This window comes from Bacteroides sp. AF20-13LB, assembly GCF_003603065.1.
GTDB classification, from domain to species: Bacteria; Bacteroidota; Bacteroidia; order Bacteroidales; family Bacteroidaceae; genus Bacteroides; species Bacteroides uniformis.
Window position 1 is genome coordinate 22,899 of record NZ_QTMH01000017.1, and the last position, 18,160, is coordinate 41,058.

An 18,160-nucleotide genomic window follows, 5' to 3' on the forward strand; every position below is an offset into this window, starting at 1 on the left:
TCCATGTAAATCCTTCCGGATTATTCTTTGATCCAGCCCGGATACTTGAACGTACAGTTATTCTTCCAATTATCCTTGATACGGACATACGTGTGCTTCTGCTTCTCACGAATCCACTTGTCCAGCACTTCGTCGCGGCGTTTCTCCAACACAATCTCTTTCAAGTTCTGATAGTCATCGGCAATGGTAGCCTTGTGTCCCGTCGTACGGCTCTTCAGTTTCACAATCACACACTCTTCTTTTCCGGTCTTTTGCGGAATCATGGTGAAGGCTTCGGAGATTTCGCCCACTTTCATCTTATCCACCACCTTGGCTATTTCAGGGGGAAGTTCCTGCATCTCAAAACGGGAAGTGTTCGTATTGGGATTCGGCAACAAACCATGATTGTTACGCGTATCCTTATCCTGCGAAAGCACTGAGGCAGCCTCTTCAAAAGAGAACTTGTTATTGCGGATATCATCGGCAATAGAATCCAAACGGGCACAACCGGCAGCCAGAGCTTCTTCCGGAATATGCGGTTTCAACAGAATGTGGCGTGTTTTAATACGGTCACCGCGCTTCTCTATCAACTGAATGATATGGAAACCATATTCAGACTCTACAATCTTGGAAACCTTGCTGGGGTCTTGCAAGTTGAAAGCTACATTGGCATAAGCGGGGTCCAGCATACCGCGTCCCGAAAACTCTATTTCACCGCCACGCATGGCCGAGCCACGGTCCTCGGAGTACAGACGAGCCAACATGGAAAAGCTTTCGCCCTTATTGACACGGTCGGTATACTCACGCAGACGCCTCTTTACATCTTCTATTTCCTCCAAAGGAACCTTGGGCTGCTGAGTGATAATCTGCACCTCCACCTGGGTAGGGATATAAGGAATGCTGTCCTGCGGCAAATCCTTGAAGTAACGGCGCACCTCAGCCGGAGTTATCTTAATCTCACCCACCAGTTTCTGCTGCATCTTCTGAACTTTCAATCCTTCACGGGCATTCTCGCGCAGCGTTTCACGAATCTGGCTGGAAGTCTTATTGAAGTATTCCTCCATTTTCTCACGCGAACCGATGTTGGCGATATACATGTTCGTCATATAGTCCACACGCTGGATAACCTCACTCTCGGATACTTCGATACTGTCGAGGGCAGCCTGGTGAAGATACAGCTTCTGCACGGCTATCTCCTCCGGTATCACGCAATAAGGGTCACGGTCAAATTTGCGTCCTTCATACAATGCACTCATGCGTGCTTCTTCCACTTCGGACTTCAGTATAGCCTCGTCACCTACTACCCACACTACCTCGTCAATTACGTTGTCTTGTCCATAAACGGTAGAACCGACTAATAGCGTCAAGGCAAATAAAATTACAAACTTAAAGTTCATACACTGTTTCATTCTTGGTGTCTTATTCTAAATAATATTTAATCTTGTCTCTTTTCACCGCCCGTTGGTACAAATCATCCTTCACTTGCTTCATGAATTCCACCTGCTTCACGTTCAGCAGCATATCCTTCACTTGCCTACGGGCAAACTCATAGGGTTCCTGCTCTCCCACCGGGCGATAATCGCTCACATTCAGGAAATAATGGAAAGCCGTATCCTTCAGCTCTACATGGCGATTCTTGTCCAGATACTCGTCCACATTAGGAACCTTCAAGGGCAGCATATCCAGCACTTCCGATACCGGCACCCATTTATCATAAAAATACTCATACTTCACAGCATTCTGCAGACTGTACTTTTCCAGATGTTCCACCGCCTCACGGGTTTCCGTCTTGTACCAGCGACGAACATTGCCCAGCTGCGGGGCTGTCAAAGGAACTTTGATGAACAAGCCTTTCATCAACGGACGTTCCACCTTGAAGAGCGCCTGGTTCTTCTCGTAATACTCCGTCAAGTCTTGTTCTGAAATCTCCTCTGATAGCCGCTGATGTATTAAAGCCTGCTGATAGGTATGCATTATCAATGCTTTGCGATAATTCTCCACAAGTTTATCAATCTCACCGTTATTGGGAATATTGCTCTGCGCTTTATCGTACAGCAAAATATCTTCCACCCAATTACGGATATAATGTTCTGCAAACAACAGACTGTCGTCTTTGGACAAACCGGCAGGAAGTACCGATTGCAAATCTTCCCGGTAAAGGAAATTGCCGTCCAACTCCACTAACGGTGTCCACCCTTTATGGTCGTGCTGCTCGCTGCACGCCGCACAGAGAAGGAAAATTAAAAGCCCAAAGCAGGTTGTTCGCATCACCAACTGATATTTACTTCGTTTTGAGGTACGAAGATAGTGTTTTAATCGGTTGCATCAGTGATTATTAACGGTTTTTAAAACCTCTTGGTCAATTTCAACCTTACCGGCAGCACGCAACTTTGCCACCCAATGCGTTTCCAAATAGTTCCGATAAGCGGTTACGAGCGGCTCTCGCACCTCTTGCCAACTATCTGGTCCCTTCTGCTTACGACCTTGTACAGCAGTAAAGGGAAATGACAAAACCGGGGTTGCATTCTTCCCTTTGAACACCAATTCATCCACATATGCATTATCACCGGGAGCAAATAATCCTTGCTCTGCCCGCACCTTGGGAGTATCGCCGGCATTGAAAGTGAGACGGATGGCATCCATCCACTCCTCTTCCGGAATCTGTTTCAGAAATTTCCGTACTTGCTTCGCCACCCGCTTGGTAGTACAATGCAGCACAATACCCTTATAACGCGGTTCGTCCCAATGGAAGTCCGAACGGTGCGCCTCAAAATATGCTTTCAATCCCGCTTCATCCACCACACTCCTCTTTCCCACTTCACGGTCAGTGATTTCGGCAAGCAACATGCTGTCACGATACCCCTGCACCAACGCACAGAATTCGGGATGCTTCAATTCCAGACGGGAGTTTTCATAGTCCAGAATCGTTTTTACTGTAAAAGCCTCCAACTGTCTGCGCGTCCCTGCCGGATAAACAGCGGCAAATCCGGCAAACTCTTTTCCACCGTATGCCTTGCCATCCAGTGTAAACAATACACGGGAAGTGCTTCCTTTGGCCAGCAGTTCGTCGATACCGGCTTTATCCGGCATATAGTGATATTCTTTCTTCAGTTTATCCACAAAAGCCCGCGTTCCTTTATCCATTCCATGACGACGGGTTTGACAACGGATTATCTTGTCCTTCATCCTCTCAAAAGGAAGGATTTCCTGCTGTTCGAGTACTTTCACGATATGAATGCCTTGAGGAGTGAGGAACGGACGGGAAATCTCTCCGGCATTCAACCCGAATACAATATCCTCAAACTCCACCGGCATCTGCAGCCAACCCACCCAAAACGCTTTCTTCTCATCGGAAAATTGCTCGACGCAAGCATCGAAAGACGGCACAGCTCCCCCTTCCTTTGCAAGAGCCCTGTAGATAGAATCCATCCTGGACTCCATCTCACGCAAGGTATGACCGGAAATATTCTGGGGGAGATATTTAAAAATATGCTTCACATATACCCGGCCCGCACGCCGGCCGGATTTCATCTTGTCATAATACTGCCGTGCCTCCTGCTCTGCCGTCTCCTCATCTGTCAAGTATGATTTAATCAGACAGCGGCGATACTCATCCTGCTCCTTCTGGAAGACACGGGAAGTATCCAATCCCACAACTTCGGCAGCCTCTATTTTCAGCCTGAAGTCTATAAACTTATTCACATATGCATCCAATGCCTTCCGGCCTGCACCGACAGAGGTACCGCCCTTATTATAGCTACGTTCGAATTCAGAACGGAGGACCTCCTTTCCATTGATACGCATCAGTACCGGATCGTCCTGGGCCGAAACAGCCAATCCGAACCCGAGGAAGAAAAACACCCAAAACAATCTAACCATAAGCACCATCCGTTCTTTTTATACGGCTGCAAATATAAACAAAATGCCCGGAAAGCGGCAATCTCTCTCCGGGCATTCACTATTATTTTGTTATTATCTTACTCAGGACGGCTATAGTTCGGTGCCTCACTGGTTATAGACACATCGTGCGGATGACTTTCCAGTACACCTGCATTAGTAATGCGGGTAAACTTGGCATCGTGCAGTTTCTCTATATTGGCTGCACCGCAATAGCCCATACCGGCACGCAGACCGCCAACCAACTGATAAATCACTTCATACAAAGTACCTTTATAAGGAACGCGGGCAGCAATGCCCTCCGGAACCAATTTCTTCACGTCATTGGTACCGCTTTGGAAGTAGCGGTCCTTGGAACCATTTTCCATAGCTTCCAGCGACCCCATACCCCGATAGGACTTGAACTTACGACCGTTGAAAATAATCGTATCGCCCGGAGACTCTTCCGTTCCGGCAACCAGCGAACCGATCATCACGCTGTAACCACCGGCAGCCAACGCCTTCACTACGTCGCCCGAGTAACGCAAACCGCCATCGGCAATCAAAGGAATACCCGTGCCCTTCAGTGCCTTTGCCACATCATAAACCGCAGACAACTGAGGAACACCCACACCGGCAACTACACGGGTAGTGCAGATGGAACCCGGACCGATGCCCACCTTTACTCCATCAGCACCAGCCTCGACCAATGCCTTCGCAGCTTCACCAGTAGCAATATTACCAACAACAATATCAATATGAGGGAAGTTAGCCTTGGCTTCTTTCAATTTTTCAATAACCCCCTTGGAATGTCCGTGAGCCGTATCAATGACAATGGCATCCGCCCCTGCATCCACCAAAGCCCGCATGCGCTCCAAAGTGTCATTCGTCACTCCCACTCCGGCAGCAACGCGCAGACGACCTTTGCTATCCTTGCACGCCATAGGTTTATCCTTTGCCTTGGTAATATCCTTATAGGTAATCAGACCTACCAATTTGTTGTCTTTATCTACTACCGGCAACTTCTCGATTCTATGTTCTTGCAGAATTTGAGAAACAGCCTCCATATCCGTCGTAGGATTGGTAGTAATGATGTTCTCCTTAGTCATTACCTCATCGATACGCTTATTCATATCTTTCTCAAAACGAAGGTCACGATTGGTAACAATGCCTACCAAATATCTTTCATCATCTACCACCGGAATACCACCAATCTTGTATTCAGCCATCAAAGCCAGCGCATCAGCTACCGTAGAACCTCTCTTGATAGTCACCGGGTCATAAATCATACCGTTTTCGGCACGCTTCACAATAGCTACCTGACGTGCCTGCTCCTCAATGGACATATTCTTATGAATAACTCCGATACCACCTTCGCGGGCAATGGCAATAGCCATCTTCGCTTCGGTAACCGTATCCATGGCAGCAGTTACAAACGGGATTTTTAACTCAATGTTTCGTGAAAACTTAGTCGAGAGTTCGACTGTTTTGGGCAAGACTTCAGAATAAGCGGGGATTAACAGTACGTCGTCATAAGTTAATCCATCCATTACAATCTTATCAGCAATAAATGACATAGGGCTATGCGTTTAAAATTTATTGCGTGCAAATATACGGTTTTTATTCCATTCCGTATACTTGCACGCAACATTTTTTTCTTTTTTATCAACTAAAACCAATCAGTTTGCCATCTCTGAAATAAACTTGATGCGTACCAAACGTACCTCTTCTTCCGTAAAGTCATCACCCAACTCATCCAGAGCATCGTCAATCTTATCAGTGGTAGATTCCTTGAAATAATCATAGATATCCAGCAAGTGGTCTTCATCCATAATATCCTCCAAGAAATAGTCGATATTCAATTTCGTTCCGGAGTAGACGATAGCTTCTATCTCATCCAGCAGCTCTTCAAACTCAATGCCCTTTGACATGGCAATGTCATCCAATGCCACCTTACGGTCAATGGCCTGAATGATGGCCACCTTCATTTTTGACTTATTGGCCACAGTACGCACACGCAAGTCCTCGGGACGTTCAATCTCATTCTCCTCACAGTGCCGCTTAATGAGTTTACAGAATTCCTCGCCGTAGCGTTTTGCCTTTCCGGCTCCTACACCCGGTATGTTCTGCAACTCGTCCAAAGTCACCGGATATATGGTCGCCATCGCTTCCAAAGACGGGTCTTGGAAAATGACATAAGGAGGCACTTCCAACTTCTTGGACAACTTCTTTCGTAAGTCCTTCAACATGGAGTACAATGCCGGGTCTACCGCACACGCACCGCCTCCACGTGCAGGTGCTTCCTCTTCCACATCCTCAAAGTCATTGTCTTCCACTATTTTGAATGATTTGGGATGTTTAAGGAACTTCTTACCGTCATCTGTCACTTTCAGCAAGCCATAGTTTTCGACATCCTTACTCAGGTAACCGGCAATAAGTGCCTGACGGATCACAGCATTCCACGTTTTGTCTTCTTCGCCCATACCAGAGCCGAACACTTCGAGATCTTCATGCAGATGCGCCTGCACTTCTGAAGTTTCCTTACCTTGTATTATGTCTATAATATAGTCCGCTTTAAAATTTTCTTTCACCGCGAGAATAGCTTCAATCACGGTACACAATAATTCTTGAGCTTCCACTTGTTTTTTCGGATTTAAACAATTGTCACAATTACCACAATTTTCTTCTATATATTCTTCGCCGAAGTAATGAAGCAATGCTTTTCGGCGGCATACGGAAGATTCGGCATACGCAGCAGTCTCCAGCAGAAGCTGCTTGCCAATTTCCTGCTCTGCTACAGGTTTGCCTTGCATAAACTTCTCGAGCTTCTGCAAGTCTTTATTGGTATAGAAAGTAATACACTGCCCTTCTCCTCCATCTCTTCCGGCACGTCCGGTCTCCTGGTAATATCCTTCCAGACTTTTGGGTATATCGTAATGGATGACATAGCGCACATCCGGTTTGTCAATCCCCATACCAAAAGCAATGGTAGCTACAATCACATCAATCTTTTCCATCAGGAAATCATCCTGGTTCTGTGTTCGTGTAGCCGAATCCATTCCGGCATGATAGGCACGGGCATTGATTCCGTTTGCCTGCAGGATTTCAGCAAGTTCCTCCACTTTCTTCCGGCTCAGGCAATAGATAATGCCTGACTTTTCGGGATTGTTCTTAATGAACTTGATGATGTCCCGGTCTACATTTGCAGTCTTGGGGCGTACCTCATAATAGAGATTCGGGCGGTTGAACGATGACTTGAACACCTGCGCATCCACCATACCCAGATTCTTCTGGATGTCATGCTGCACTTTCGGTGTAGCCGTCGCAGTCAACGCTATCAGAGGGGCTTTTCCTATTTCATTGATAATGGGACGGATGCGGCGATACTCAGGACGGAAGTCATGACCCCATTCAGAAATACAATGGGCTTCGTCCACGGCATAGAACGAAATCTTCACCGTTTTCAGAAACTCCACATTCTCTTCCTTCGTCAGTGATTCCGGAGCTACATACAACAGCTTTGTCTTACCACTGAGTATGTCGGACCGGACCTGGTCTATCGCGCTCTTGTTTAGGGAAGAATTGATGAAGTGGGCTATCCCATCCTCTTCGCTGAAGTTACGCATCGCATCGACCTGATTCTTCATCAAGGCAATCAGAGGAGAAATCACGATACCCGTGCCTTCCATCAATAAAGAAGGCAACTGATAGCATAAAGACTTTCCTCCACCGGTAGGCATCAACACGAATGTATCATTACCTGTCAACAGATTCTCTATGATTGCTTCCTGATTTCCTTTAAATGTGTCGAACCCGAAGTATTTCTTCAGCTGGTCTGTCAAATTAATCTTCTTCCCTGCCATGATTCATTAGGTTGTTGTTTATTGAGTTAACTTTTAATAGTGGTACTCCGCCTTGTTTTCACAAAGAACCCTAACAAAGTTATAAACAACTTCTTAAATTTCAAGCATAATCCATCGAATATTTTTCAATAAAAAGTAAAATAGTCGGTTTTACCCCGTATTACCATCTGATTCTTAAGCACTTTGCAGTCGTGCTATATTTGCCTTTTCAAGCTGGCGCTTGGCGTAGTCCAACGTCACAACAAAATTGTCCTTCTGTTCTGACGGAATTTCGAACATGGCATCCATCATAATTGTCTCCACAATGGAACGCAAGCCGCGGGCTCCCAACTTATATTCTACCGCTTTATCCACGATATATTCAAATACAGCATCTTCAAACGTCAGCTTCACATTGTCCATCTCAAACAGTTTGATGTATTGCTTGATGATGGAATTCTTCGGTTCCGTAAGAATGGAGCGCAATGCCGCACGGTCCAACGGATTCAGATAAGTCAGCACCGGAAGGCGGCCGATAATCTCGGGAATCAGTCCGAACGACTTCAAATCCTGCGGAGCAATGTACTGCATCATGTTGCTCTTATCAATGGTTGCCGTATTGCGTACAGCGCTATACCCGACAACGTGCGTATTCAGCCGCTGGGCAATTTTCTTTTCAATGCCATCGAAAGCCCCACCGCAAATGAACAGAATATTCTTGGTATTGACCGGAATCATTTTCTGGTCGGGATGCTTGCGCCCACCCTGGGGAGGCACATTCACCACAGAACCTTCCAGCAGTTTCAGCAATCCCTGCTGCACGCCTTCACCACTCACATCACGGGTTATGGAAGGATTATCACCCTTGCGCGCTATTTTGTCTATCTCATCAATAAACACGATACCTTGCTCTGCCTCGGGCACGTTATAATCCGCCACCTGGAGCAGACGTGTCAAAATGCTTTCAATGTCCTCACCCACATAACCTGCCTCTGTCAGAACTGTTGCATCTACAATAGTAAAAGGAACATGCAGCAACTTTGCGATAGTACGCGCCAATAACGTCTTTCCCGTACCGGTACTGCCTACCATGATGATGTTCGATTTTTCAATCTCCACATCATCACCGCCGTCCTTCTGGAGCAGACGTTTGTAATGGTTGTACACCGACACAGACAAGAAACGCTTGGCATCGTCCTGACCAATGACATATTGATCGAGGAACTTCTTTATTTCTACGGGTTTAGGAAGTTCTTTCAGATTCAGCTTCGTGGCACTTGCCTTCTTGCCAGCCCCCAAAGCCTCCTGAGTAATCTCATAAGCCTGGGTGGCGCAACTGTCGCAGATATAGCCATTCATCCCCGTTATGAGAAATCCGACTTCATCTTCGGTGCGACCGCAAAAACTGCATCTATTTTTATTCTTTCTTGAATCTGCCATATTTATTTTTTAATCAAAACCTCATCTACCATACCATATTCTTTGGCTTCCTGGGCTGTCATCCAGTAGTCACGGTCAGAATCTGCCCATACCTTGTCAAAGGGAGTGTGGGAGTGGTCGGCGATAATGGTATAAAGTTCTTTCTTCAACTTCTGGATTTCACGTGCCGTGATTTCAATATCCGAGGCCTGCCCCTGGGCACCTCCCATCGGCTGGTGTATCATCACGCGGGAGTGGGTCAATGCGGAGCGTTTGCCTTCGGCACCGGCAACCAGCAATACGGCTGCCATGCTTGCCGCCATTCCAGTACAGATGGTAGCCACATCACTACTGATGAACTGCATGGTATCATAAATACCCAGACCGGCATATACCGAACCGCCCGGCGAATTGATATAGATGGAAATATCCTTGCCCGGATCCACCGAATCCAGATAAAGCAACTGAGCCTGCAAAGTATTGGCTGTATAGTCATCAACCTGCGTACCGAGGAAAATGATGCGGTCCATCATCAGACGGGAAAACACGTCCAACTGCGTTACATTGAGCTGGCGTTCCTCGAGGATATAGGGATTCAAATAGCCGGCTTGTGATTTAATCACATCGTCCAGCACCAAACTGTTCATACCAAGATGCTTGGTAGCGTATTTTCTAAAATCATCCATTTCTTTCTATTTTTTAATTTATAAGGATACAAAGAAACAAAAAAGAACACAGAGACACAAAAAAACACAGAGTTATAGTTTGTCAAACTCTGTGTTTCTTTATAAATTTTAGCCGTAGGCTCACATTACTCTTATGCAAACATCTTATTGAACTCTTCAGCAGAAACGTTCTTATGCTCCAGTTCCACCTGAGACTTCAATGCTGTAGCCAATTTAGATTCAACCACACGATTAACCAAGCCTTCTATGCTCTCTTTCTTCTTAAGCATTTCCTTTGAGTAGTTTTCCAGGATTTCTTCAGGCACACTCATCATACCATATTGTGCAAACTGTGCGCGGGTAGCTTCCTTAGCCATGTTTGTGATGTCTTCCTGCTCAACCTTGATATCATTGGCTTTCACCAGCTGTTCTTTAATCAGGTGCCAAGTCAGCTCTTCGATGCTCTTGTCATAGTTGTCCTCTACAAAGCTTTCTTCCTTGTCAGGATTGTTCAGACGCATAATGCGCTTCAGTAATGCATCCGGGAATTCCAGCTTGCCTACTTTCTCTGTCAGCATCTTACGTGCGTCAATCAAGAACTTATAGTCACTGTCTGCCACGAACTGGTTGGCAATAACTTCCTTCACTTTGGCACGGAATTCCTCTTCCGTTTTCACATTACCTTCGCCAAATACCTGGTCGAAAATTTCCTGAGTCAAGTCACCCGGAACGAAACGTGTGATTTCTTCTACCTGGAAGCTGAAATTGGATTTTACTTCGGGAGCAGCTTCCTTGTCAATCTTCAATAAAGAAGACAATTCGGCAGCATTTCCGTCCCAAGCAGTATTCGGATTGAATACAAGCACATCGTTCACTTTTGCACCGGCAAAGATAGCTTTCTGTTCATCATTTTTCATGTACGAAGGCATCATTACAGCACCTTCCACCTGAATACCACCCTCTTTGGTATTACCTTCTTCATCCAGTTCAGCAAGCAAACCTTTCAGCATGTCATTGTCCTCGTAAACGTCTACCTTGTCATACTTGCCGTTACGTTGAGTGTAAGCCTTGACCTGGTTATCCACCATTTCGTCTGTAACTTCAATAGTATAGTAATCTACCTTATCTTTTGCACTGACTTCAGCTTTAAATTCCGGAGCCAAAGCAATATCAAACAAGAATTCGAACTCTTCCATAGTATCGAAATCAATTTCCTGCTGCTTGTCTTCGTTGGGCAAAGGCTCGCCCAATATATTTACCTTATTGTCCTGGATATACTTATATACTGTTTCTGAAAGCAGCTTGTTCACCTCTTCAGCCAATGCAGACTTACCATACATTTTCTTAACTAAGCTCATAGGAACCATTCCCTTACGGAAACCGGGAATCTGTGCCTTCTGACGGAAGTTCTTCAATGATTTGTCTACTTTTTCCTGATAATCTGCTTTCTCAAGCTTTACAGTAAGCAGTGCGCTTACTTTGTCAATGTTTTGTAATGAAACGTTCATTCTGACAATTATTTATTTGATTTATACTTTGTTCCATATCTCAAATGGGCGTGCAAAATTAGCGTTATTCTTTCAATTATCAAAAGAACATTGCCGATTTATTTCAGTTTAATTCTTGGATAGAGCGGTAGAAGAGCCCAACCATCGGACTGACAACGGAGGACGTTTATGGGAAAGATACTCAGGGAAAAGACGATGATAAACCGAACCGTCCAGTTTCTATGAAGAGAAATGGGAGTTGCCCGAAGGCACGACAATCTACAAAAATAATTAAGGAAAAACATTGTTTATCCGAATTTTATGCGTTTCTTTGTCGCGGAATGATGGCGCATTAGTTTTTCGATTTCCATTACATGGTTTTTACTTCCGTTTTCAAGAACGCTTTTGTAAACTCTCTGTCGTTGTAATCCATTTATTATTCAGCCTTCCTTCCAAGAGAGTTTTATTCATTATATTTATTTTATCAATTTCATTATGAACATTTATGTTGGAAACCTTAACTACCGCGTTAAGGAGAGTGACCTGCAGAAGGCAATGGAAGATTACGGCACAGTATCTTCTGTAAAATTTATCAATGACCGCACCACCGGACGTTTCAGAGGCATCGCTTTTGTAGAAATGGAAGATGACGCTGCTGCAGCTAAAGCTATTGCCGAACTAGACGGTGCTGAATTCTTCGGCCGCCAAATGGTAGTGAAAGAAGCAAGACCTCCAAAATATTAATCATAGAGATTTAAGGAGAAATAAAAAAAGGCCACTGAATGAGTGGTCTTTTTTTATTTCTATCAATCGACAGTATCCGGGATTACTTCATAAAATCCTTGCGACGAAGTACGAAGCTATTACTCAGATACTTTTCACGTACAATCTTATTCTCGGCCAACTCTTCCGGCGTACCCTGGAACAAAATTTTTCCTTCAAATAGCAGATAAGCACGATCGGTAATGCTCAGCGTCTCCTGCACATTGTGGTCAGTAATCAAAATGCCGATATTCCTATCTTTCAACTTCCACACAATCTGCTGAATATCCTCCACTGCAATCGGGTCTACACCGGCAAAAGGCTCGTCCAACATAATAAATTTGGGGTCAATGGCCAGACAACGGGCAATTTCTGTACGGCGCCGCTCGCCACCTGACAACTGGTTACCCTTGTTCTTCCTTACCTTCTGCAAGCGGAACTCTGCAATCAGGCTCTCCAGCTTGTCTTTCTGATACTCCAAAGGCTTGTCGGTCATTTCCAGTACAGATGCAATATTGTCTTCCACACTCATTTGACGGAACACGGAAGCCTCCTGCGCCAAATAACCGATACCCGTCTGCGCACGCTTGTATACCGGATATTTCGTTATATCCAAATCATTCAAGAAGATACGTCCCTCATTGGGAGTAATCAGCCCTACGGTCATATAAAACGAAGTTGTCTTACCGGCGCCATTCGGCCCCAGCAAACCGACAATCTCCCCTTGCTTCACATCAATGGACACATGGCTCACTACCGTACGCTTTCCGTACTTTTTCACCAAATCCTCCGTACGCAGCACCATGCTACCTTCCTCCCGTGGCTCTGCCCCGGCAGTCAAGCTTGGTCCGGCCTGCAGATTTTCCTTAACTTCCTCTACATTGTCCTTTATGCCTTTTTCTTCTTCCATACTCTAAAGGTTTTAGCAGCAAAGTTACTACAAAAAAGTGAAATGCGGAAGAATATGGTAATGGATTTGATTTACAGGGGTTTCATTAACGCTGCCAATTATTCTGAGAGCCATTACAATCCACGCCGAAGCCAAATCAAGACGGAGCTACGTTACTTGTTCGTAACCACGCTCAATAGGTGACGAAATGGACACGAATAACGAAACAAGGCCTTAAGGATTAGTGAGTTACTGACAACTCACGCAAAAAATCCGGTAACAAAAAAAGATTGCGCCGTTCTTCCGCGATTTGCGTATCAGAGGAGGGCTCTTCACCAACTAATTTTGAACAAAAAAAAATAAGGACGATGAAGAGTACATTTTCAGTTATTTACTACCTCAAACGTCAGGTAGTGAAAAAAGACGGGACGGTTCCCGTCATGGGACGCATCACGGTGGACGGCAGCCAGACGCAATTCAGTTGCAAACTGACCATCGATCCCAAGTTGTGGGACACCAAAGGGGGACGTGTCACGGGCAGAAGCACGGCGGCACTCGAAACGAACCGCATGCTTGACAAGATGCGGGTGCGCATCAACAAGCACTATCAGGAAATCATGGAGCGTGACAACTTCGTCACGGCAGAGAAGGTGAAGAACGCCTTTCTCGGACTGGAACACCGCTATCACACGCTGATGCAGGTGTTCCAGCAACACAACGAGGACTATGCCAAGCAGGTGGAAGCAGGCATGAAAGCCAAAGGCACACTCTTGAAGTACAAGACCGTTTACAAGCACCTGCAAGAGTTTCTCAACATCCGTTACCACGTGAAGGACATCGCGTTGAAAGAGCTTACCCCCGCTTTCATTTCCGACTTCGAGATGTTTCTGCGCACGGACAAACACTGCTGCACCAATACCGTGTGGCTGTATGTATGCCCACTTCGGACGATGGTGTTCATCGCCATCAACAATGAATGGCTCACACGCGACCCGTTCAGGGAGTATGAAATCAAGAAGGAGGAAACGACACGCAGTTTCCTGACCAAAGACGAAATCCGCCTGCTGATGGAAGGTAAACTGAAGAACGCCAAACAGGAACTATACCGCGACCTCTACCTGTTCTGCGCCTTCACGGGCTTGTCATTCGCCGATATGCGCAATTTGACGGAAGAGAACATCCGCACCTACTTCGATGAACACGAGTGGATAAACATCAACCGCCAGAAGACGGGCGTGGTGTCTAACATCCGCCTGCTTGACATTGCGAAACAAATCATCGACAAATACCGCGGGCTGTGCGAAAACGGCAGGATTTTCCCTGTTCCCCACTACAACACGTGCCTCGCCGGGATCCGTGCCGTCGCCAAGCGTTGCGGCATCACCAAGCATATCACGTGGCATCAGAGCCGCCATACGGCAGCCACGACGGTGTTCCTCTCCAACGGTGTACCCATCGAAACAGTCAGTTCCATGCTGGGACACAAGAGTATAAAGACAACGCAGATATACGCGAAGATAACCAAAGAGAAGCTCAACCAAGACATGGAGAACCTTGCCGCAAGATTGAACCAAATCGAGGAATTTGCAGGATGTACCATCTAAAACAGAGACGCCATGAAACGTGACATAATCATTATAGAGGACAAGACGGTCAGCGTAACCGGTAACGAGGTATGGATGACCGCCGGGGAAATCGCCGAAGAGTTCCATGCCACCGTCCCGGCAGTGAACGCCGCCATCAAAGCCGTCCGCAAGTCGGACGTGCTGAACGACTACGAGGTATGCCGCTACATACAGCTTGAAAACGGCCTGTACGCGGATGTTTACTCGCTTGAAATCATCATTCCAGTAGCCTTCCGGCTGAACACCTACTATACACACGTGTTCCGCATGTGGCTGGTGGAGAAGGCACTCTCAAAGGAAAAGAGGCAGGCATACGTGATGTTCATACAGAACGGGAAAACCGGATATTGCTGAACACGCATACAGACAACGAAAAAAGAAACGGACAACACCATCGGGTGCTGTCCGTTTCCTTTTTTTTCATGCAACCGCCTTATTCCAGCGGCTTGAGGTAATTCGCCTCCAACAGTTCACGCAGTCCCGATTCGGGATAAAGCACCTTACCTGCCAGAAGGATAAAGGGCAGCATCCTGTTATTGCGATACTCCTGCAAGGTGCGGCGGCTTACCCGGAGCATTTCCGCCACCTCCCTGTCCGTCAGGTAATGTTCCCCGTCCAGTGGCGGACGGTAACTTTCCAAAAATGCGGAGAGCCATTTGGAGCCTTTGAGCATATTCTGTATCGCGGTGGCAACCGGCTCGTCCTCCATTGAGAAAACCTCGTTGTTCTCGTTCATCATAACATCGGATTAAGTGGTTAATAAAAACAGAGTCATTTTCCATCGGGATAGATCGTGCCGATAAGCGGAATAAGCCGCCTGACCTCCTCCGGCCTGTAATAGAACCTGCGGTTCATCTGCGAGTAGCCGATAAGCCGCCTGTCACGCAATGACTGCAACGTGCGCGGGCTGATTCTCAACTGCCCGCAGACCTCCTCGCCCGTGAGCCACCTTTCCAGCCGCCCGCCGTCGCTTTTGCGCCTGAGGGCGGCGACTTTCTCCGAGAGGGCGTTGAATGACGCCAGCATCATCTCGAAGGTCTTTTTCTCGATAGATACGATTTCCATATACCAAAACATTTAATGATTTACCGCAAAGGTAACGCAGTCGCCTTGAATGCGTGCCGTTTTCCGCTATACGGCAGCTTGTTGCGCCGGTTGTCCGGGTTACGGAGTCACTTTCAAAGAAAATCTTACGTGAGTCACGTAGTGAGTTGTTAAAGCCCCTTTTGTTTATTGCCGAATTTTGCCGCAGAGAAACAAAAGAAAGGACAAAATATGAAAGTGATAACGATTGAAAGTTCCGCCTTCACCGCCCTGACGGAACAGATAGCCGAGATAGCGGTCTATGTGCGTGCCGTTTCCGGTGAAAGGAAGGGAGAGTCTTCCGACATGCTGCTCACCACCCGCGAGGCGGCGCACCTGCTGAACGTGAGTACCCGTACCCTCCAACGTATGCGCAGCGAACAGCGCATCGGCTATATCGTGCTGCGCGGCAAATGCCGCTACCGCCGGTCGGAAATAGACCGCCTGCTCGCAGACTGCACCGTGGCAGAAGATGCAGCGACACTGACGGAACTGAAACGCAACCACACGCTGCGCACGGGCGGCGGCAAACCCAAAGGAAGGAGGACATAAGATATGGAACTGCTTACACGAAACAATTTTGAGGACTGGATGCAGAAGCTGATGGAACGGCTCGACCGTCAGGACGAGCTGCTGCTCTCCCTGCGACCGTCCGGCAAAGCCCCGAACCCGATGGAAAGTATCAGGATGTTCGACAACCAAGACCTCTGCATGCTGCTCCAGATAAGCAAGCGTACCCTGCAGCGCTACCGCAGCATCGGTGCATTGCCGTACAAGACGCTCGGCAAAAAGACCTATTACAGCGAGGAGGACGTACTGACATTCCTCTCCGAACACGTAAAGGATTTCCGCAAGGAAGATATAGCCTTCTACAAGGCGCGTATCCATAATTTCTTTAATAAATAACCCATTAAAACATTTTTCAAATGGCAAAGAAAACAACAGAAAAAGACGTGCTGATAGTCCGCGACGAGAAGACGGGCGAGATCAGTGTGGTAGCCGGGCTTAACGCCGACGGCTCACCCAAGCGTACCCCCGCAAAGGCGGAGAACGCACAGAGTTTCCTGCAATTCGACCGCCACGGCGACGTGCTGGACAACTTCTTCAAAAACTTCTTCCGGCAGTGCAAGGAACCCAGCCGCTTCGGTTTCTACCGTTTCGCGGCAGACCAAGCCGACAAACTGATGGAGGTGATGAAAGACCTGCTGAAAGACCCCGAAGCCAACAAAGAACTGCTTGCGCCCCACAAGGTGGACACTTCCGGCTACGAAAAGCAGGTAAAGGAAGAACAGACCGCCGGGATGCCGGAACAAAAACAGGAAGGACAACCCAAAGAAACCCAAAAACAGGAAGAAATGGAAAAGAAGCAGGAACAGAATCAGGAAAGCCCGCAACAACAGGCGCAGGGAAGACGTGGCTACCAACCCATTGACGAGAGCAAAATCAACTGGCAGGAGCTGGAAGAGAAATGGGGTGTGAAACGTGACGACCTTGAAAAGTCCGGTGATCTGAACAAGATGCTCAACTACGGCAAGTCCGATTTGGTGAAAGTGTCGCCCAAGTTCGGCGGCGAGGCTTTTGAACTGGATGCCCGCCTTTCCTTCAAGAAGGACGGTGAAGGCAATGTCAGCCTCGTGCCGCACTTCATCCGCAAGGAGCAGAAACTCGACGAGTACAAGGAACACAAGTTCTCCGACGAAGACCGTAAGAACCTGCGCGAAACGGGTAACCTCGGCAGGGTCGTGGACATCGTGGACAAAGAAACGGGTGAAATCATCCCCTCGTTCATCAGCATAGACCGCAAGACGAATGAAATCACGGACATTCCTGCAAACAAGGTACGCATACCGGAGCGCATCGGAAAGACGGAAATCACCAAGCAGGAACAGGATATGCTGCGTGCCGGGCTGCCCGTGCGCGACAAGCTCATCGAACGCAACGACGGCAGGAAGTTCGTCACCACTCTTCAAGTGAATGTAGAGCAGCGAGGCGTGGAGTTCGTACCGGGAACCGGCAGGTCGCCCCGTACCGCCCAGACGCAGGAAGCCAAGAACAATCCCACGCAGGGACAGGCTCAGGGCATGGAAAATTCCGCAGCCCCACAGAAAGAGCAACGCCGCAACACGTGGACGAACGCTGATGGCAGTATCCGCCCCATCAGCAAATGGAGCGGTGTGAACTTCACCGACCAGCAGAAAGCCGACTACGCTGCGGGTAAGGCGATAAAGCTGGAGAACGTGACCGACAAGCAAGGCTTCCACGCCACGATGTACATCAAGTTCAACCCGGAGAAGGGACGTCCGTACCGCTATGACACCAACCCCGACAATGCGCAGAAGGTCGCCCCATCCAACGAGAGCCGTACACAGGTGGCGGTGAACAGCGAAGGCAAGACCAACGAGGCGACCAAGAACCTGAAAGAGCCGTTGCTGAAAGGACAGACCGCCCCGAAAGACGACAAACAGCAAAAGCTGCAGGAGAAATCTCAGAAGAAAAACAACAAGGGCATGAAGATGTAACATCCCGTGTCCGC

The 18,160-nt window shown here is 47.4% G+C and carries 17 protein-coding genes; 6 read left to right on the forward strand and 11 right to left on the reverse strand.

The window, feature by feature from the left end; all coding sequences use genetic code 11:
• Positions 1 to 20 precede the first annotated feature (20 nt).
• The 8 genes from DWX62_RS18295 to tig form a co-directional block, all read right to left on the reverse strand.
• Entirely contained in the window at positions 21 to 1,388 is a 1,368-nt protein-coding gene (locus DWX62_RS18295; RefSeq protein ID WP_005829568.1) for a peptidylprolyl isomerase, read from the reverse strand.
• A 10-nt stretch (positions 1,389 to 1,398) separates the two neighbouring features.
• A complete protein-coding gene (locus tag DWX62_RS18300; RefSeq protein ID WP_005829565.1) occupies positions 1,399 to 2,247 on the reverse strand; it encodes a peptidylprolyl isomerase in 849 nt (282 codons plus the stop codon).
• A gap of 57 nt (positions 2,248 to 2,304) precedes the next feature.
• On the reverse strand, positions 2,305 to 3,867 hold the full coding sequence (locus tag DWX62_RS18305) for a peptidyl-prolyl cis-trans isomerase (RefSeq protein WP_022401783.1): 1,563 nt from the start codon (positions 3,865 to 3,867) through the stop codon (positions 2,305 to 2,307).
• A gap of 89 nt (positions 3,868 to 3,956) precedes the next feature.
• Positions 3,957 to 5,432: an IMP dehydrogenase gene (gene guaB, locus DWX62_RS18310; RefSeq protein ID WP_022401782.1), complete on the reverse strand. Its 1,476-nt coding sequence runs from the start codon at positions 5,430 to 5,432 to the stop codon at positions 3,957 to 3,959.
• 102 nt (positions 5,433 to 5,534) lie between these two features.
• On the reverse strand, positions 5,535 to 7,718 hold the full coding sequence (gene recQ, locus DWX62_RS18315) for a DNA helicase RecQ (RefSeq protein ID WP_022401812.1): 2,184 nt from the start codon (positions 7,716 to 7,718) through the stop codon (positions 5,535 to 5,537).
• 174 nt (positions 7,719 to 7,892) lie between these two features.
• Positions 7,893 to 9,137, reverse strand: a complete 1,245-nt coding sequence (gene clpX, locus DWX62_RS18320; RefSeq protein WP_005829557.1) for an ATP-dependent Clp protease ATP-binding subunit ClpX — start codon at positions 9,135 to 9,137, stop codon at positions 7,893 to 7,895.
• Between the two features lie 2 nt (positions 9,138 to 9,139).
• Positions 9,140 to 9,802, reverse strand: coding sequence for an ATP-dependent Clp endopeptidase proteolytic subunit ClpP (gene clpP / locus DWX62_RS18325; RefSeq protein WP_005829555.1), 663 nt, complete (start codon positions 9,800 to 9,802; stop codon positions 9,140 to 9,142).
• Positions 9,803 to 9,933: 131 nt separating this feature from the next.
• The gene (gene tig / locus DWX62_RS18330) at positions 9,934 to 11,289 is read right to left on the reverse strand and encodes a trigger factor (protein ID WP_120173065.1); all 1,356 of its coding nucleotides are present in this window, start codon (positions 11,287 to 11,289) and stop codon (positions 9,934 to 9,936) included.
• A 474-nt stretch (positions 11,290 to 11,763) separates the two neighbouring features.
• On the opposite strand from tig, the gene DWX62_RS18335 reads away from it, so the two are divergent.
• A complete protein-coding gene (locus DWX62_RS18335) occupies positions 11,764 to 12,012 on the forward strand; it encodes an RNA-binding protein (RefSeq protein ID WP_005829545.1) in 249 nt (82 codons plus the stop codon).
• 82 nt (positions 12,013 to 12,094) lie between these two features.
• Here DWX62_RS18335 and lptB read toward each other — a convergent pair whose 3' ends face one another.
• Entirely contained in the window at positions 12,095 to 12,835 is a 741-nt protein-coding gene (lptB, locus tag DWX62_RS18340) for an LPS export ABC transporter ATP-binding protein (protein WP_034523256.1), read from the reverse strand.
• Positions 12,836 to 13,287: 452 nt separating this feature from the next.
• Between lptB and DWX62_RS18345 the strand changes: the two genes are divergently transcribed.
• Positions 13,288 to 14,523, forward strand: a complete 1,236-nt coding sequence (locus DWX62_RS18345) for a site-specific integrase (protein ID WP_004308432.1) — start codon at positions 13,288 to 13,290, stop codon at positions 14,521 to 14,523.
• Between the two features lie 12 nt (positions 14,524 to 14,535).
• On the forward strand, positions 14,536 to 14,898 hold the full coding sequence (locus DWX62_RS18350) for a hypothetical protein (protein WP_004308431.1): 363 nt from the start codon (positions 14,536 to 14,538) through the stop codon (positions 14,896 to 14,898).
• Positions 14,899 to 14,977: 79 nt separating this feature from the next.
• On the opposite strand, the gene DWX62_RS18355 is transcribed toward DWX62_RS18350, so the two are convergent.
• Together DWX62_RS18355 and DWX62_RS18360 are read right to left on the reverse strand one after the other, a co-directional pair.
• Entirely contained in the window at positions 14,978 to 15,283 is a 306-nt protein-coding gene (locus DWX62_RS18355) for a helix-turn-helix domain-containing protein (protein WP_004308430.1), read from the reverse strand.
• Between the two features lie 32 nt (positions 15,284 to 15,315).
• On the reverse strand, positions 15,316 to 15,609 hold the full coding sequence (locus tag DWX62_RS18360) for a helix-turn-helix domain-containing protein (protein WP_008645715.1): 294 nt from the start codon (positions 15,607 to 15,609) through the stop codon (positions 15,316 to 15,318).
• A gap of 210 nt (positions 15,610 to 15,819) precedes the next feature.
• Here DWX62_RS18360 and DWX62_RS18370 point away from each other — a divergent pair, with 210 nt between their 5' ends.
• Genes DWX62_RS18370 through DWX62_RS18380 form a run of 3 tightly spaced genes read left to right on the forward strand, consistent with a single transcriptional unit; the run spans position 15,820 to position 18,146 of the window.
• The gene (locus tag DWX62_RS18370) at positions 15,820 to 16,179 is read left to right on the forward strand and encodes a helix-turn-helix domain-containing protein (protein ID WP_005830221.1); all 360 of its coding nucleotides are present in this window, start codon (positions 15,820 to 15,822) and stop codon (positions 16,177 to 16,179) included.
• A 3-nt stretch (positions 16,180 to 16,182) separates the two neighbouring features.
• A complete protein-coding gene (locus tag DWX62_RS18375; RefSeq protein WP_004308425.1) occupies positions 16,183 to 16,533 on the forward strand; it encodes a helix-turn-helix domain-containing protein in 351 nt (116 codons plus the stop codon).
• Positions 16,534 to 16,553: 20 nt separating this feature from the next.
• A complete protein-coding gene (locus DWX62_RS18380; RefSeq protein WP_120173067.1) occupies positions 16,554 to 18,146 on the forward strand; it encodes a DUF3945 domain-containing protein in 1,593 nt (530 codons plus the stop codon).
• Positions 18,147 to 18,160: the final 14 nt, after the last annotated feature.

Coding starts and splice junctions, on each gene's coding strand:
- DWX62_RS18300 (WP_005829565.1), bottom strand. CDS start 2,247: ATGCGAACAACCTGCTTTGGGCTTTTAATTTTCCTTCTCTGTGCGGCG.
- recQ (WP_022401812.1), bottom strand. CDS start 7,718: ATGGCAGGGAAGAAGATTAATTTGACAGACCAGCTGAAGAAATACTTC.
- DWX62_RS18350 (WP_004308431.1), top strand. CDS start 14,536: ATGAAACGTGACATAATCATTATAGAGGACAAGACGGTCAGCGTAACC.
- DWX62_RS18375 (WP_004308425.1), top strand. CDS start 16,183: ATGGAACTGCTTACACGAAACAATTTTGAGGACTGGATGCAGAAGCTG.
- DWX62_RS18370 (WP_005830221.1), top strand. CDS start 15,820: ATGAAAGTGATAACGATTGAAAGTTCCGCCTTCACCGCCCTGACGGAA.
- DWX62_RS18360 (WP_008645715.1), bottom strand. CDS start 15,609: ATGGAAATCGTATCTATCGAGAAAAAGACCTTCGAGATGATGCTGGCG.
- clpP (WP_005829555.1), bottom strand. CDS start 9,802: ATGGATGATTTTAGAAAATACGCTACCAAGCATCTTGGTATGAACAGT.
- guaB (WP_022401782.1), bottom strand. CDS start 5,432: ATGTCATTTATTGCTGATAAGATTGTAATGGATGGATTAACTTATGAC.
- DWX62_RS18355 (WP_004308430.1), bottom strand. CDS start 15,283: ATGATGAACGAGAACAACGAGGTTTTCTCAATGGAGGACGAGCCGGTT.
- DWX62_RS18305 (WP_022401783.1), bottom strand. CDS start 3,867: ATGGTGCTTATGGTTAGATTGTTTTGGGTGTTTTTCTTCCTCGGGTTC.
- clpX (WP_005829557.1), bottom strand. CDS start 9,137: ATGGCAGATTCAAGAAAGAATAAAAATAGATGCAGTTTTTGCGGTCGC.
- DWX62_RS18380 (WP_120173067.1), top strand. CDS start 16,554: ATGGCAAAGAAAACAACAGAAAAAGACGTGCTGATAGTCCGCGACGAG.
- DWX62_RS18295 (WP_005829568.1), bottom strand. CDS start 1,388: ATGAAACAGTGTATGAACTTTAAGTTTGTAATTTTATTTGCCTTGACG.
- lptB (WP_034523256.1), bottom strand. CDS start 12,835: ATGGTGCTGCGTACGGAGGATTTGGTGAAAAAGTACGGAAAGCGTACG.
- DWX62_RS18335 (WP_005829545.1), top strand. CDS start 11,764: ATGAACATTTATGTTGGAAACCTTAACTACCGCGTTAAGGAGAGTGAC.
- DWX62_RS18345 (WP_004308432.1), top strand. CDS start 13,288: ATGAAGAGTACATTTTCAGTTATTTACTACCTCAAACGTCAGGTAGTG.
- tig (WP_120173065.1), bottom strand. CDS start 11,289: ATGAACGTTTCATTACAAAACATTGACAAAGTAAGCGCACTGCTTACT.